General features: G+C 54.2%; 11 protein-coding genes. 4 read left to right on the forward strand and 7 right to left on the reverse strand.

The features are described from left to right. Nucleotides 1–10: 10 nt before the first annotated feature. Nucleotides 11–454 (reverse strand): hypothetical protein, encoded by a 444-nt coding sequence (locus CKL79_RS15475; RefSeq protein WP_141242218.1) that lies wholly within the window; start codon nt 452–454, stop codon nt 11–13. Nucleotides 455–777: 323 nt separating this feature from the next. Between CKL79_RS15475 and CKL79_RS15480 the strand changes: the two genes are divergently transcribed. After that, on the forward strand, nt 778–1,947 hold the full coding sequence (locus CKL79_RS15480; protein WP_346427064.1) for an HhoA/HhoB/HtrA family serine endopeptidase: 1,170 nt from the start codon (nt 778–780) through the stop codon (nt 1,945–1,947). A 14-nt stretch (nt 1,948–1,961) separates the two neighbouring features. On the opposite strand, the gene CKL79_RS15485 is transcribed toward CKL79_RS15480, so the two are convergent. Continuing rightward, nucleotides 1,962–2,843, reverse strand: coding sequence for a DMT family transporter (locus CKL79_RS15485; protein ID WP_121970482.1), 882 nt, complete (start codon nt 2,841–2,843; stop codon nt 1,962–1,964). Nucleotides 2,844–3,025: 182 nt separating this feature from the next. Between CKL79_RS15485 and CKL79_RS23925 the strand changes: the two genes are divergently transcribed. Both CKL79_RS23925 and CKL79_RS24220 read left to right on the forward strand, forming a co-directional pair. Beyond that, on the forward strand, nt 3,026–3,313 hold the full coding sequence (locus CKL79_RS23925) for a LysR family transcriptional regulator (RefSeq protein ID WP_240518883.1): 288 nt from the start codon (nt 3,026–3,028) through the stop codon (nt 3,311–3,313). A gap of 186 nt (nt 3,314–3,499) precedes the next feature. Beyond that, on the forward strand, nt 3,500–3,628 hold the full coding sequence (locus CKL79_RS24220) for a hypothetical protein (protein WP_276300458.1): 129 nt from the start codon (nt 3,500–3,502) through the stop codon (nt 3,626–3,628). 15 nt (nt 3,629–3,643) lie between these two features. Here CKL79_RS24220 and CKL79_RS15495 read toward each other — a convergent pair whose 3' ends face one another. From CKL79_RS15495 to rpsT, 5 genes are all read right to left on the reverse strand, one after another. After that, nucleotides 3,644–7,609, reverse strand: a complete 3,966-nt coding sequence (locus CKL79_RS15495) for a DNA-directed RNA polymerase subunit beta' (RefSeq protein ID WP_121970483.1) — start codon at nt 7,607–7,609, stop codon at nt 3,644–3,646. 115 nt (nt 7,610–7,724) lie between these two features. Next, nucleotides 7,725–9,599, reverse strand: a complete 1,875-nt coding sequence (locus CKL79_RS15500) for a DNA-directed RNA polymerase subunit gamma (protein WP_121970484.1) — start codon at nt 9,597–9,599, stop codon at nt 7,725–7,727. Between the two features lie 146 nt (nt 9,600–9,745). Further along, nucleotides 9,746–13,102: a DNA-directed RNA polymerase subunit beta gene (gene rpoB, locus CKL79_RS15505; RefSeq protein WP_240518884.1), complete on the reverse strand. Its 3,357-nt coding sequence runs from the start codon at nt 13,100–13,102 to the stop codon at nt 9,746–9,748. Between the two features lie 636 nt (nt 13,103–13,738). After that, nucleotides 13,739–14,557, reverse strand: coding sequence for a TatD family hydrolase (locus CKL79_RS15510; protein ID WP_121970485.1), 819 nt, complete (start codon nt 14,555–14,557; stop codon nt 13,739–13,741). An 88-nt stretch (nt 14,558–14,645) separates the two neighbouring features. Then, nucleotides 14,646–14,945, reverse strand: coding sequence for a 30S ribosomal protein S20 (gene rpsT / locus CKL79_RS15515; protein WP_121970486.1), 300 nt, complete (start codon nt 14,943–14,945; stop codon nt 14,646–14,648). A 412-nt stretch (nt 14,946–15,357) separates the two neighbouring features. On the opposite strand from rpsT, the gene hisD reads away from it, so the two are divergent. Continuing rightward, nucleotides 15,358–16,671, forward strand: coding sequence for a histidinol dehydrogenase (gene hisD, locus CKL79_RS15520; protein WP_121970487.1), 1,314 nt, complete (start codon nt 15,358–15,360; stop codon nt 16,669–16,671). Nucleotides 16,672–16,809 lie beyond the last annotated feature (138 nt).

Genomic DNA, 16,809 nt, shown 5'->3' on the forward strand with positions numbered 1-16,809 from the left:
CTATGCGCTATTACTCAGGGACGCTATAGCCGCCTGAGGTGGCGGGCTCTTCGTCTCTGACGGCGGGCTGCTCAAAGCCGGAGAGCCGGGCGAGTTTGCCTAGCGTCTGTGTGCCTAAGTAGCGATCGCCCCCAATCACCCAGGTCGGATAAGCCTCTATCCCTTCAGCTTGACACAGCTCAGGCTGGGCATCGAAGCCTTCGGGATCGCATTCTACATAAGGAACATGGTTTGCCGCTCCGCCAAAGCTGTCTTTTTGCACCATGCAGTGAGGACACCAGTAAGCGCCATACATTTTTGCGCCCGTTGCACTCAGATGGTCAGCTAACCGCACTTCATACGAGTTAGGCAAGGTGCTACAGCTAGAGAGCAGGGCTAAGGCCGCCCATCCCATTCGAGAGACTCGCAGATAGCTAGATAGCCCACTTGAGCAACCAACGGACGGATTTTTCACAGTCAACGCTTTTTTTGGCAAATTATCTCCACCAATAGCATAAGCGCCGCTGCGATTGAGCAACCAAAAACCTTTGCGGTATGTGAGCTAACAGCTTGCGACCTCAAACTTAGCCATACTAGTTTAAGCACCGAATACCGATCAGCCGTCATCCGTACAGACCCGCCCCGTACATCCACACCCCACAGACCTTAAGGAAGCTGGCAAAATAGGGGGCAAAACCTTTGCTCAAAATGGGTGTCTGCGCAGCACAGCACCTTAGATTTTCGTAAGCGAGAGATCTGATGAATTTTCTTCAAAGCCTGCCGCCTTTTGGCCTCTTTATGCGATGGTTTGCGTCTGCAGCGATCGCCCTTCTACTCACCAACGGCTTGTGGATGCTGCCGGCAAGAGCCCAGTCAGCGGTACCCGTACAGACCACGGCTCCGTCTACGGTGACCAGCGCGCTTTCAGCGGAGAGCTTTGTCGCGGCAGCAGTTCGCACCGTCGGCAGCGCTGTCGTTCGGATTGATACAGAGCGCACCGTGACGCGCAACGTACCCGATATGTTTTACGAAGATCCTTTCTTTCGCGGGCGCTTTGGCGGCGGGCCGAACCTGTTTCAAAACATCCCCCAAGAAGAGCGGCTGCGCGGGCAGGGCTCCGGGTTCATCATCAGCGGCGGCGGCGATATTTTGACTAACGCTCATGTGGTCGATGGCACTGATCGGGTCACGGTCACGCTCAAAGACGGTCGCTCTTTTGAAGGCGTGGTCGAAGGTATTGATGACATTACCGACCTGGCCGTTATTCATATTGACGCGGGCAGTGAGGCGCTGCCAATCTCTAGGCTGGGTGATTCTGACCGGGTAGAAGTGGGTGACTGGGCGATCGCCGTCGGCAATCCACTCGGGCTCGATAATACAGTGACCCTGGGCATTGTCAGCACGCTAAAGCGCTCTAGCGCGGCAGTTGGCATTCCTGGTAAGCGCATTGACTTTATCCAGACCGACGCGGCGATTAACCCGGGTAACTCAGGGGGGCCGCTGCTGAACGCTCAGGGCGAGGTGATTGGGATCAACACGGCTATTCGCGCCGATGCGAATGGGATCGGCTTTGCCATTCCTATCAACAAGGCCAAAGCGGTTCAGGCTCGTTTGGCCAGAGGCGAACGGATTGCCCATCCTTACTTGGGCGTGCAGATTGCTACCCTCACCCCCGATATGGCCCGGCTGAATAATGAGGACCCTAACAGCGCGATCAAACTGCCCGAGACCGATGGGGTGCTGGTGGTGCGAGTGTTGCCCAATACGCCCGCAGCCAAGGCCGGACTGCGTCGGGGTGATGTGATTGTCGCAGTCGCGGGTAAGCCGGTCAGACGGGCCGATCAGATGCAGACCCGGGTCGATCAGGTAAAGGTGGGCGAGGCGCTAGAAGTGACTTTGCAAAGGGGCGATCGCACTCAGCAGTTCTCAGTTGAAACCGCCGATCTCTCTACCCAAGAAAACGCCTGAGCCGCTAGGGTCACCTATTTGGCTTTCGGGCGCTGAGGGTTGGCAATGCTACCCATTCTCACCTGGCTCACTACTGTGGCTATCAGGATGCAGACCGCCCCAATTGCGCCATTGAGATTCAAACCTTCGCCCAGAAGTAAGATCGAAAAGACTGTAGCGAAAACAGGCTCCAAGGTGTAAAGCAAAGCCGCTTCATGGGCAGGCACCCACCGTTGACCTAGGGCTTGCCCCCAGAGCGGGCCAATGGTGACGACAAGCCCTAGATACAGCAGGGCCGGAACGTGATTGCCAATCTCGATTCCTCGATGAAGGACTTCTGGCAATGCCCAGATTCCACCGAGCACAACGACAACCCAAACTTGCATAGCGGCTAGTGATAGAGGTGCATGACGAGGCGCAATTGCCTCCAGCAGGACGATATAGGCCGCAATACCAACGGCTGACGCCATTGTCAATCCATCGCCCGAGCTTAATCCGCCCCCATCCCATGACATCACACTCATGCCCAGTACTGCTAAGCCCGCAGCCAAGAGGATTCGTCTCGATAACGGTCGGCCCATCAGGGCACCTAAAAACGGCACCCCGATAACGCTGAGACCGACGATGAACGCGGATCGGCTAGCAGAAATCGTTTCCAAGCCAGTCAGCGCACACATCGTTTCTAGAAATAAGATAGACCCCAACAGGGCACCATCCCGCAGGAGTGAGCGGCTCGCGTTTCGCAGCCAGGGCAAGAGAGCGATCGCCGCAATGCTGTATCGAACGGCGATCAGCACAGCCGGGTGAACGCTGCTGAGCGTGTCTTTCAGTACGGGGAACGAGGTCCCCCAGATGACAGTCACGAGCAGGAGCAAAAGTGTCCCTTTTTGGTGGGTCGTTACAGAAATAGCCGTCATCGCAGTCAACCGTTACGTCATGATGGCTCACTGTACGGGACGAGGCGCTGATTGACAAAGCAGTGAGCCGAACGTTTCTATCGGTCAATTCGATAGAAAGATCGCCTCCTTTGCCTACCAAGTTTGCGACAATCCAAACAGTCTGACCAGGCCCGCTCAAAAGCGTGATCGAGGGTGAACCTATGGGGCTGAGTTTCCCGAACTATCCAAAGCTATCGCATCTGCACGCACTAATTGCGATCGCCGATTCTGGCAGTTTTAGTGAAGCGGCCCTGCGGCTTCAGCTCTCTCAATCTTCTGTGAGCTATGCGGATTGCCTCCCTCGAAAAGGAGATCTGTGTGATGGGCTGGTCTATGAGCATTGCGCCCAGCATGGCATCACACTACCGCCCAAATACCATGTGCACTCTGATGCCACCATTGTCAGCATGGTGGCAATGGGATTGGGTGCAACGATCATCCCCGGCTAGCCATAGAGCCTACGCCAGAGGGCGTTCATGTCTATGCCTTACCCGTGCCCTTGGTTCGCAATATTCGCGTAGCGATTCTAAAAGAGTCGCTGCTGACACCCGCAGGATTCACATTCTTAGATTTGCTCAGAGAAATGTGTCTCCTCCATCGTCAGTTGAGCCTGGACTGTGAGGGCAGACACGCTGATGCTCAGTGCCATTGTGGACATCATCAATAGACCAAAAGCATTCACCGGCCTAAACCACAACTCAAAAGCCCTGCCGTTTTTACAACAGCAGGGCTTCTTTGTAGACGAGCTACGGATCAACTATTGAACAAGCGATCGCTTGCTACAGCGTCTCGCTTTTATCATCAATCAGACCATCGCTTCCAACCAGCGGAGAAGACCCATTATTGTCACTCTCTGCCGCTTTTTGCTCATTGCCGCCGACCATGCCGTCGCCCGCAATCAGGTCTAGACCGCCTTCGCGGTCATAAGCTCGGGCCGTGCGGTCGTCTAGCACCATGTCCTGAAGCGCTAAGTCATTATCTAGAAATGTACCGTCAAAGGACGTGTCTATTTCCGGCGAAGAAGGCTCTTCGTAGGCATTAAAGCCAGTACCCGCCGGAATCAGGCGACCGATAATCACGTTTTCCTTGAGGCCCCTTAGCCAGTCAGACTTACCCTGAATTGCCGCCTCAGTGAGCACCCGAGTGGTCTCCTGGAAGCTAGCCGCTGAGATAAAGCTGTCGGTATTGAGCGAAGCTTTAGTGATCCCCAAGAGCACAGGCGTGTAGTCAGCTGGAGCCATGCCGGTAATCGACATCGCTTCATTCACCTGCTCTAGCTGGCGAATCTCGATCAGCTCACCTGGCAGCATGGTCGTATCGCCGCCGTCTTCCAATCGGGCCTTAGAGGTCATCTGCCGCACAATGACTTCAATGTGCTTGTCAGAAATATCGATCCCCTGGGATTGGTAAACCGACTGCACCTCGTTCACCAAGAACGTCTGGACTCTTTCTAGACTGAGCATAGAGGCTTCGTGAGTGCCTTTGTGCTCGCGGTAGTACTTGAAGAATACCTCCAGAATCTGGTGAGGATTAGAAGGGCCATCGGTCAGAGGCTCACCGATATCCACCTTCTGACCATCGCCGACGACCAGGTTCTGCCCTGGCGTTACTGGGTAGTCAGTCACGACCCCGTCGCTTTCAATCACCTTAATTTCAACCGTTTCATCGTCAGCGTACACAACCTGAGCAGTGCCTGGCCGCTCCGCTAAGATGCACGCTTCTTTCGGCTTGCGGGCCTCTAGCAGCTCCTCAATTCGCGGCAGACCCTGAATGATGTCGCCCGTTTTAGCTCGCTCAAAGACCAGCAGCACCAGGCCATCACCCCGCTGTACCAGGTCGCTATTTTCGATATGCAGAACCGCGCCGGTTGAGACCCGGTAAGGACGGGCGATGCGCATGACGATCTGGCGATCACCCACATCCACCACCTGACCCGACTCTGAGGCCCGCACACCCTCAGCGATCTCAGTATTATCCACCAGCAGGTCGCCTTCAGAGACCTTAGGCGAGTTGCCTTGAGTATCAATGATCACGCGATCCGCGTCACGCACCACCAGCACCCGGCGGACGGCCTCCAAACCTTCTCGCACACCGCGAACTTGTCCCGCCTCTTTACACTGAATCTCTGTACGCGCAATCACCGCGCCCGGCTCAATTTCATCGCCGTCGTTTACCAACAGACGAGTGCGAGTACTGCCCTGAGTCTGATCAGCTTCAATATCGCGGCGGACGACCAGCGTTTCTAAGATCACCAGCTGCAGGCGCTTAGCGGCGTCTTCGTCATCGCTATCCGCTTTTAGCTCAATGTCGGCTGTGAGCTGCGAGCCGCCCTCCTCGATCTCAAGCACCAGCTGAGTGCGCAAGATCTCCAAGCCCTCTACTGACTTCACCCGCTCGCCGTCTTTATAGAGCAAGCGCTGAATGGCTCTTAAGCGAATGGTCTTGTCATCGCTGTCGCTGACTGAGTCCTGACTGGGCACTTTCGCCGTATCGGGCACCTCAAATTCCTGCACTGGCCGCAGCAGCAAAGCCGCGCCTTCTGGCGTTTCGACATACTCTACATAGCGCAGCGCAGCGGCGACTACACCTGGCATCACTTCTTCGCCAGCATTGACGATACTGCCGTTTTTGCTGTCGGCGTCGTCAGGACTATCGACCATGTGAATATCGCCAGGGCGAATCACAATCTCACGCAAGATGTCGTTTTTCTGAGTGACTTCGACAACGCCGCTGGTCTGACAGAAGATGTCTTTGACGACCTCTGTGCCCGCCTCGACAAGCTGGCCGTCTTCTACCATCAGCAGGGAGATGTCTTTATTCACCTCGTGGGCCTCTTCAGGGATCCACAGCAGAGTGCCGCCTTTCGTGATTTCGTAGCCGGTTTTGGCCTTACCGCGCTTGGAAACTTCGACACCAGCAAACTTAATAATGCCGCCGGTTTGCGTGCGGAAGGTATCGTCTACTAGTTCAGCCACGACCTGACCGCTGGTGACCTTAGTGCCGGGTGTCGCATTGAGCGAAAAGCGCTGGCCACTGGCAGTGTTAAGGAAGTAGTGCTCACGCCCTTGGCCACTTTCAACGATCACTTCTGACTTGTCTAGCAGCACAGAAGCAGTGATGATTTCTACTTCGCGGCCACCTTTACCGTCGGTAGAGTTACTGGTTAGCCGGACAATACCGCCGCGCTCAGTGATCAGCTTGGTTTCTGCAAGTACACCTTCTGCTTCTACAAGGTCGCCATTTTTAACAATCGGTTCCGCCCCTGGCGGCAAGTTATACACCTCACCCGAGAGCACCCACAGCAGTCCGCCCCGCTGAGCCAAGCGTGTCATGTTGCCCTGCCGGTCGGTTTTTTCTTCCTGCACCAGCCCTTCAAAGATCACCTCGCCCGAGAGATCAGAAGTCACGTCCTTACTGGCTTTCTCAGTGACTTTACGTACCCGGCTGGTGCTAGGCATCTCGGCAATCATGTCGCCTTTTTTCAGCTCATCGCCTGCCTTGGCAAATAAAATCGCGCCCTGCGGCAGAGAAACCGCATATTCCTTGCCATTAGACTCGATGGAAATCTGGTTGTTCGCTTCCATCACCAGCGCATCTTCGCCGTGGCGAGTGCGGAATGGTCGGCTGCGAATATTGTCTGGGATGCGAATAGTTCCAGTACGCTTAGCCCGCACCTGAGGCGCTAGCTCACCGGTAAAGGTACCGCCCGTGTGGAAGGTGCGCATTGTTAGCTGAGTGCCCGGTTCGCCAATGGACTGAGCAGCAATGATGCCCACCGCTTCACCCAAGTCGACCATGTGAGAGTGCGCCAAACTCCAGCCATAGCAGTGCTGGCATACAGAGCGGGCGGCTTCACAAGTCAGCGCCGAGCGCGCCTTGACTTCTTTGACTTTAGCGGCCCCAATAGCTTTGGTCAGATCGTCGGTAATCGCCTGATTGCGAGCGACGATTACTTCGCCTGTCTTGGGATGCAGCACATCTTCTGCCGGTACTCGGCCCAGCAAACGGTCCTTCAGCGGAATTAGCGTCCGCTCACCGTCAGTCATCGGTCGCACTGGAATATACCGCTCCGTGCCACAGTCGATCTCGCGGACAATCACATCCTGCGAGACATCAACCAGGCGACGAGTGAGGTAGCCAGAGTCAGCGGTTCGCAGGGCCGTATCTACCAGTCCCTTACGCGCGCCATAGGAGGAAATAATGTACTCAGTGACCGTTAGCCCTTCTCGGAAGTTAGTTTTAATCGGAAGGTCAATGATCTCCCCTTGCGGGTTTGCCATCAGACCCCGCATGCCTACTAGCTGGCGCACCTGAGAGATATTCCCCCGCGCCCCTGAGTTAGACATCATGTAGACCGAGTTCAGAGGGTTGTGGTCACGAAAGTTTTCCACCACTTTATCTTTGAGGTGTTCGCTGGTTTCGTTCCAGGTGTCGATCACCTTTTGAAACCGCTCAACTTCGGTGATTTCCCCTCGGGTGTAGCGCTCTTCAGTATCGCGAATTTCTTCTTCGGCTGTCTCTAGCATCGCCTTTTTACTGGGCGGTACCTGCAGGTCATCCACACTGATAGAAACGCCCGCTCGGGTCGCGTACTTGAAGCCTAAGCTTTTGATTTCATCGGCCATCTGAGCGGTGCGGGCCGTACCGTAATGCTCAAAAGACCATGAGACCAAATTTTTGAGCTGCTTTTTGTCAATAACCCGGTTTCTAAAGACAACTGGTTTAGCTGCGCCTTTCTCTGTCATGCTCTGTTTTGCCCCTTATAACGCTTTGCTGCTGTGCTGATGCGTGGAATTTCTGAATTCGATGTCCTGGGAGTAGGGAGCGCTGTGGGAGAAGGTCACAGCGCCACTGCTTGGCCTATTCAGCCAATGCACCCAACACCACGTGGTTGTAGATAATGCGACCGGGAGTGGTTTCTACGTACTGAGAAATCACGTTGCCTGATTCGTCTTCTCGCACCCGGCGAAACTTGTAGACTTTAGTAGTCGCGCCGCTGTCATCGGTGGTGACTTCTATCGGTTCGCTGTCGTCTTCGTCGGTCTCTACCTGGCCTTGAAAGCGCAGCCAAACCTTGGCATGAATGGCGACGTTGCCTTGTTCGTAAGCGGCGATCGCATCCTCCATGTTGGCAAAGTAGCGACCTGCCCCCTCCTGCTTGTGCGGATTATCTGCCGTCAGGTAATAGCAGCCCAGCACCATGTCCTGACTTGGGGTGATAATCGGTCGCCCAGTTGCTGGCGAAAGCACATTGTTAGATGCCAGCATCAGCAGCCGCGCCTCCGCCTGCGCCTCCAGAGAAAGCGGTACATGCACCGCCATCTGGTCACCGTCAAAGTCGGCGTTAAACGCCGGACAGACCAGCGGGTGCAGCTGAATGGCCCGGCCCTCTACCATAATTGGTTCAAACGCCTGAATGCCCAGTCGGTGCAGGGTCGGGGCCCGGTTGAGCATCACCGGATGGTTTTCGATTACCTCTTCAAGCACTTCCCAAACGCTGGGATCATTGCGCTGAATCAGTTTTTTAGCTGCCTTGATATTGTTGACTAGCCCCTGCCGAATCAACCGATGAATCACAAACGGCTGAAACAGCTCGATCGCCATCTCTCTAGGCAGGCCGCACTGATGAATCTTCAGATTAGGGCCAACCACAATGACTGAACGGCCAGAGTAGTCCACCCGCTTACCCAGTAGGTTCTGGCGGAAGCGGCCCTGCTTACCCTCAATAATGTCAGAAAGAGACTTCAGCGGTCGGTTATTCGCACCTACAACCGTGCGTCCCCGGCGACCATTGTCAATCAGCGCGTCTACGGCCTCTTGCAGCATCCGCTTTTCGTTACGGACAATAATCTCAGGAGCCAAAATCTCCTGCAACCTAGCCAGACGATTATTCCGGTTGATCACCCGGCGATACAGATCGTTCAGGTCAGAGGTGGCAAATCGCCCGCCGTCTAGCTGCACCATGGGCCGCAGATCTGGCGGAATCACTGGAATCACATCCAGCACCATCCAGTCGGGCTTAGATCCGGTGGCAACAAAGTTGTCAATCACGCGCAGCCGCTTGATCAGCTTGGCCCGCTTTTGCCCCTTAGAAGTCGAAATGGTATCTCGCAGTTGCTCAGCCGTCTCTTCTAGCTGCAGATCTTCTAGCAGTCGCTTCAGCGCTTCAGCGCCGATGCCAACTTCGATACCCGCCAGCTGCGAGTCTTCGTCATACAGCTGATCTTCAATCTCCATCCACTGATCTTCACTCAGCAGCTGTTTGTAAGAGAGGTTATCGGCATTGCCCGCATCCAACACCACATAGGCGTTGAAGTAGACAATCTGCTCTACATCTCGCAGCGGCATATCCAGCAAGATGGCGATATAGCTAGGGATGCCTTTGAGATACCAAACGTGGGCGACCGGTGCGGCTAGCTTGATATAGCCCATGCGATGACGGCGCACCCGAGACTCGGTCACCTCTACGCCGCAGCGCTCGCAAACAATGCCCCGGTGGCGCACTCGCTTGTATTTACCACAGTGACACTCCCAGTCTTTGGCTGGGCCAAAAATTCGCTCACAAAACAGCCCATCCATCTCTGGCTTGAGCGTTCTGTAGTTAATGGTTTCTGGCTTGGTCACTTCACCGACCACGGTGCCATTGGGCAGGGTCCGCTCCCCCCACTGACGGATTCGCTCCGGCGAGGCCAGGCCGATCTTGACGTAGTCAAACCGCTGTTCTACTTTCGGCATCCTTTCATTCCCTTACAACTTGACTGAATCTCAATATCTTTGTGGCGGGGCAGGGCTGAGGTAGGATGGGCGATCGCGCTCCAATCACCCCAATCACCCACTCTCTTTGACGCCTTCCCCGACTTCAGCTAGTCCTCGGTCACAACCTATAGCAACGGCTGTTCCTCAAGCTTTTCAGCAGCAGGCTCTTCTCGGGCTGCCGACTCATAAGTTGGCCTTGAAGGCGTTCTGCGGTTACCTACATCGGCCATCAGATCTACCTCACTATCCCGGCTAGTACCATCTTCCTGAGTCTCTAGCTTATGCACTGCGATATCTAGGCAGAGCGACTGTAGCTCTCTCATCAATACCTTGAACGACTCTGGTGTTCCCGGACGAGGAATGGCCTTTCCCTTGACAATCGCATTCAGCGCCTCATTCCGGCCCTGCATATCGTCAGACTTCACCGTCAGCAATTCTTGCAGCGTATACGCCGCGCCAAAGGCTTCTAGCGCCCATACTTCCATCTCACCAAAGCGCTGTCCCCCCTGCTGAGCTTTACCGCCCAGAGGCTGCTGAGTCACCAGCGAATAAGGCCCGGTCGAGCGCGCGTGGATCTTATCGTCTACCAAATGCACCAGCTTCAGCATGTAAGCCTGACCCACCGTTACCGGCTGGTCAAACGGCTCTCCAGAGCGACCGTCGTACAGCTGAATCTTGCCAGGGTTATCCGGGTTAAAGATCCAATCTTTGCCGGTAACCTCCCTCGCCTCCTGCAGCTTGCCGTGAGTGGTATTTTTAGACGCTTCCTCGCCGTACATCTCGTCAAACGGCGTCACTTTAAATCGGGCATCAAGATTTTGTCCGGCCCAGCCCAGCAGACACTCAAACACCTGACCTACATTCATCCGTGAGGGCACACCCAAGGGATTTAGCACAATGTCAATCGGCGTGCCGTCAGGCAGATAAGGCATGTCTTCTACTGGCAAAATCCGGGAGATAATTCCCTTATTGCCATGACGACCCGCCATCTTGTCGCCTACCTGGATCTTGCGCTTCTGCGCGACGTACACCCGCACCACCATGTTGGCACCAGGAGGCAGTTCGTCACCCTGTTCTCGGGTAAACACCCGCACATCGACCACGCGGCCCTTCTCACCGTTAGGCACCCGCAGCGAATTATCACGGACATCTCGCGCTTTTTCACCAAAGATCGCCCGCAGCAGCTTCTCCTCCGGCGGCTGGTCGGACTCACCTTTAGGCGTCACCTTACCGACCAAGATATCACCCGAACTTACCCAAGCGCCGATGCGGATAATGCCGGTTTCATCCAGCTGCCGCAGCGCGTCTTCCCCTACGTTAGGGATTTCGCGAGTAATCTCTTCCGGGCCTAGCTTGGTCTGACGGGCCTCAATCTCATACTTCTCAATATGAATTGAGGTGTAGACATCTTCGTAAACTAGCCGCTCGCTCAGCAAGATAGCGTCTTCGTAGTTGTAACCCTCCCAGGGCATATACGTAATCAGCACGTTTTGACCCAGGGCAATTTCTCCCCCTTCAGTCGCGGAGCCATCGCCCATCACCTGGCCGGTCAGCACTTCGTCGCCTTCAAACACCAGCGGTCGCTGGTTGAGGCAGGTATCCTGGTTAGAGCGCTGGTATTTTTGCAGCTCGTAAGCATGTTCCTTGCCTTCTGGGTCGCGCACCTTGATCCAGTTGGCGTCCACATAGCTAACCGTGCCATCTGTCCGGCTAATAATCACCATGCCAGAGTCGCGAGCCGCCTGAGCTTCTAGCCCGGTACCTACCAGCGGCCGCTCAGGTCGCAGCAGAGGCACTGCCTGACGCTGCATGTTCGAGCCCATCAGGGCGCGGTTAGCATCGTCATGCTCTAGGAAGGGAATGAGCGAGGTCGCGACCGAAATGATTTGTACGGGCGAAACCGCCACGTAGTCCACTTCGGTGGGCGATGTCACTGTGAAGTCTTGGCGATAGCGCACCGGCACTGACTCACCCAGAATGTTGTTATCAGCATCAATCGGTACATCGCCAGGAGCAACCCGCAAATCGTCTTCTTCGTCAGCAGTCATGTACACCGCTGGCTTATCTTTGATGATTTGACCATTGACCACTGGGAAAAACGGCGTCTCAATGAAGCCAAAGTCATTTACTCGGGCGTGAGTCGCCAGTGAGCCAATCAAGCCAGCGTTAGGGCCTTCGGGTGTCTCAATCGGACAGATGCGGCCATGATGAGAAGGGTGAATATCTCGCACGGCAAAGCCAGCGCGCTCGCGCGTCAGTCCGCCTGGGCCCAGGGCACTGATCCGTCGCTTGTGGGTCAGCTCCGCCAGCGGATTGGTCTGATCCATAAACTGAGATAGCTGACTGGAGCCAAAGAATTCTTTGATAGCTGCAACCAGGGGCTTAGGGTTCACCAAAGAGGCAGGCGTTAGCGAATCGGCGTCAGAAACGGTCATCCGCTCGCGGATAATCCGCTCTAGGCGGTTGAGGCCAACTCGCACCTGGTTTTGCAGCAGCTCACCGACCGATCGCACCCGGCGATTACCCAAGTGGTCAATATCATCGGGGCTACCAATATCGAATTCCAAATTGATCAGATAGTCGATCGCCGAAACAATATCTTGAGGCGTCAGGACCCTAGTAGTCTCAGGAATATTGAGGCGCAGCTTCCGGTTGAGTTTGTGGCGACCCACCTTACCCAGGTCATAACGCTTAGGATCGAAAAAGCGAGAGTCGAGCAGCTGCTGACCACCATTGACTGTGGGCGGCTCGCCAGGACGCAGCTTCCGGTACAGCTCTAGTAGCGCTTCTTCCTCGCTAAACTGGCCCTCTTTCTCGATCGTCTTTTGAAAATACTCTGGATGGCGCAGCGAGTCGAAGATCTCGCCATCGCTGAGCCCGAGCGCTTTTAGCAGCACCTGTGCTGAGAGCTTACGAGTTTTGTCAATCCGCACCCAGACGAGGTCGTTCTTATCGGTTTCAAACTTCAACCAGGCTCCCCGGTTAGGAATCAGGTTAGCGGTATAGGTACGGCGGCCATGCTTATCAGTCTCGGCCTTGTAGTACACGCCGGGGCTACGCACAATCTGGTTGACGATCACTCGCTCAGCGCCGTTAATGATAAAGGTGCCTCGATCTGTCATCAGCGGTAAGTCACCGATGAAGACCTCTTGCTCCTTGATCTCCCCAGTTTCTTTATTGATTAGCCGGGTCGGTACATACATTTGCACAGAGTAGGTGCTGTCACGCCGCTTGGCCTCGTCTACCATGTACTTCGGCGCTTTTAGCCGGTACTCTCTGCCTAAAAAGTGCAGCTCTAGTTTGCCGGTGTAGTCGGTAATTGGAGAGAAGCTTTCCAGCTCTTCGACAAGTCCTTCTGACAAAAACCAGCGAAAGCTTGCCCGCTGAATTTCAACAAGGTCAGGCAGTAGGTGAGCTGGCGCCTGGTTGACGGCAGGATAGATATTAGGATCGACAGTTGCAAGCGTAGTAGAGTCAGTCATGCGTTTCCTCAAAGTTGCGCCGAGCAGGGCAAACGTTTAGACAGCAGGGGGGTGCTAGAGAGGCATAAGCCTATAGCTAGGAGCGCGCAGGGCTCCATGGACGAAAAGAAATTTTAGAGCAATAAATAGAGCGTCCGAATTTTCAGCGGCGTATCGCTAGGCAGTACTTATTCGCGGCGATGCTCGCCTCGATAGGCTACGTCGTCTTAGCGTCGACCATAGCTTTTGGGCAACACAGGCAGACAGCGGCCTGGCAGCTCGCCTCAGAGCTGAAAGCGAAAAGTTTAAAGATGTAAAAAGTTCTAAATTCACTCGCGATTGAGAGGGAAAATTAGGAAAATTCAAGAGCAGACGCAGTAGAGGATAGACGAGTAGAAGGGAATTAATCTGCCCGGAAGAGCGGCTGTTCGCAAGACTACAACCCCCTGTTATAGAGGTGGTATGGTCTGCTCAGGCAGGGCAGCCAAGTCGAAATCTGGATTGGGCAATAGTAAAGATATTTTTGTGGTGTATATATCATAGGCTAAATTTGGATCTTAAAAATATCAGATTGTCAAGATGCTTGAGTGCCTGCATCTATATTTATGACTCTGAACGATGACAAGAGCTTACCGGCATGACCTTCGAGTGATGGCTCTATATCTCCGCACCGTTAGCCTCCGATGAAACTAGCTCGCCTGGCAACCGAAACAGCCTCTGGGCATTACAAGTCGTTTGCCAGGCGAGCGTCTCTAAAGAGACTTCTCTCAGCTCTGCTACGTACTCTGCAACATAGCGAACAAAGGCTGGCTGATTGCGCTTCTCCTTGCGCTTTGGGACTGGCGACAGAAAGGGGCAGTCGGTCTCCACCAGGATGCGATCGCTTGGTACCATCCGCGCTGAGGCTTTGACTTGAGTCGCGTTTTTGAAGGTGACAATGCCGCTAAAGCTGATGAAAAACCCCAGGTCTAAAAACTGCTGGGTTTCTGCTGGGCTACCTGTCCAGCAGTGCATCACGCCGGAGATGTGACCTCGATTTTGGCTAAACGACCTGAGCAATTCGGCTGTCTCGGCTGCGGCCTCTCGGCAGTGAATAATCACCGGCAGATCTAAGGCGTGTGCAACCTCTAGCTGAGCTACAAAAGCCTTCATTTGCAGCGCTTTGTCATCTGCCTTAAAAAAATCCAGGCCCATTTCACCAATAGCCACCACTTTGCGTTCTGAGGCAGCTATATGAGCAATTTGCGCCGCTGTAGTCTCTGTCCACTTATCCATATCCAGTGGGTGTAGCCCCACTGCCATAGAGACTTCCGGATAGCGCTGAGCGATCGCCTGAATTTTTGGAAACTCTGCAGGTTCAACGCAAGAATGCACCAGGTGAGCCACGCCCGCTTCTCGCCAAGCCCGAGCAACCTCATCCCTATCGATATCAAAAGAATCGAAATTGATGTGGACGTGAGTATCAATTAGGCGCATCGACCTGCAAGCAATAGATAAAGATTAAGTAGTTCAGCAAGCCAGCTATGCCGAATTAATTCGGCAAGTAGCCCTTCCAGCGCATTGGTCAGGCACTAGCGGCCGATTCACGTGCTTTCAGCGCATTGGCCAATCGAGATTTACGTCTTGCGCCCGCATTACGATGCAGGACTCCTCGCTTGACGGCTTTATCAATCTTGCTAAAAGCAGCAGACATGCTTTCTTGTACAAGCTTGCTGCTTTCTTCAGAGGGACTAGCCTCATAGGTTGTGAGTGCTTCGTGATATCGCTTGGTCAGCGTTTTGACCGCTGACTTGTACGCTTTATTACGCAAACGATTCCGCTCTGCAACTCGAATACGTTTGATCGCAGACTTAGTATTTGCCACGGCTCGCCCTTAAATTCACTTAAAATAAAACTGTCAGAATAAGCAATCGTAGCATAAAAATTTCGCGTTTAGCAGAGGCTGAGGATAAAAATCTCTTCGGCTTCACCTGCTTCGCCTGAATTAGCGTCAACCGCAATTAGATGTAATCGGTGTATTCAACGGCGCTGACCGGTTCTAGCCAATACTGAAATTCTCCGTCAGAACAGATCTCCATGAGAATTCCACGCTAAGCTGGTGAATATCTCGAAACGGGCAGCCCATTTAACCCATCAAGTCTAGATTAGATTAGGCCATTTCTCCTAATGCACCCCTCTTTGGCTGTCAAGGTCTGCTCTGAATTAAATAGTCCGGTTAGAAATAATCTGATTAGAACGGGGCGATCGCCCGATGCTGTCACCACAATTCTCCCCACATGCTGCGAATTACCAATCAGCTGAGTGATGCTAGAGTAGAGCTACGGCGTATTTGCGATCGCACCCATGACATTCAGGTCGCCGAAAAAGAAGCCACCGTCCGCCAAATTGTTGAGGCGGTCAGGGAGAAAGGCGACGAAGCGCTACTGTACTACACCGAAAAATTTGACCATCAGCGGTTCACCCCCGAAACTCTGAAGATAGACGGCGCTCAGCTCGATGCAGCCTACCAGCAAATTTCTCAAGATCTGCTGAAAGCGATCCAAAAAGCCTGCAAAAATATCGAGCGATTCCATCGTCAGCGCCTGCCTAAAAGCTGGGTCACCTTCGAAGAGAACGGCGTCATTTTGGGAAAACGCTATACGCCCGTCGCCAGAGCCGGTATCTATGTACCGGGTGGACGGGCTAGCTACCCGAGTACGGTGATGATGAATGCTATCCCGGCTCGCGTGGCGGGAGTGTCTCGCATCGTCATGGTGACCCCCAATAGTAGCGAAAATGGTACCGGCAGCAGCCTCAGCCCGGCAGTTTTGGTGGCGGCTCAAGAAGCCGGTATTGAAGAAATTTATCAGGTCGGAGGGGCTCAGGCGATCGCTGCTCTTGCCTACGGCACCGCCACCATTCCCAATGTCGATGTGATCACTGGACCAGGGAATGTCTACGTCACTTTGGCCAAAAAGCAGGTGTATGGCACCGTCGGCATCGATTCTTTAGCGGGCCCTTCAGAAGTACTCATTATTGCCGATCATACGGCCAACCCGGTGCATGTAGCAGCTGACTTGCTGGCTCAAGCTGAACACGACCCGATGGCCGCTGCAATTTTGATCACCACTGACGCAGCACTTGCTCAAGCGGTTGCCCAAGAAGTCAGCCGTCAGCTCGACCAGCATCCGCGTCAGACTTCGACTGAAAAAGCGATCGCCCACTACGGGCTGGCCATTGTCGTTGATGACCTAGCGACCGCTGCTCAGCTTTCAGATATCTTTGCACCTGAGCACTTAGAGCTAGAAGTCGCCGATCCCTGGGAGCTGCTGCCCAGCATTCATCAGGCCGGTGCTATCTTCTTAGGACACGACACCCCAGAAGCCGTCGGCGACTACATCGCTGGGCCTAACCACACGCTGCCGACTTCTGGTGCTGCTCGCTACGCCTCACCGCTCAGCACAGAGACCTTTATGAAGCACACCAGCCTGGTACAGTACACCCGGCCAGCTTTGAAAGCGATCGCCACTGATATCGATGTCCTCACCCAAGCAGAAGGGCTTCCCTCACATGGCGACTCGGTCAGATTCCGGGTAGAAGATCAAAGCTGAAGCTTATTGTACCGGCTGTGCCTGAGCAAGCTAGATAAATTAGACCTCTTGCAGAAATGATTATGTGATAGACTAACGCGCCTCGCTGAGACTACCAAGCGGCTATCGTGCGTTCATGATTGTAGAGGGCCGCAATCA

Source organism: Leptolyngbya sp. BC1307, from assembly GCF_002286735.1.
Classification (GTDB): Bacteria; Cyanobacteriota; Cyanobacteriia; order Phormidesmidales; family Phormidesmidaceae; genus Phormidesmis.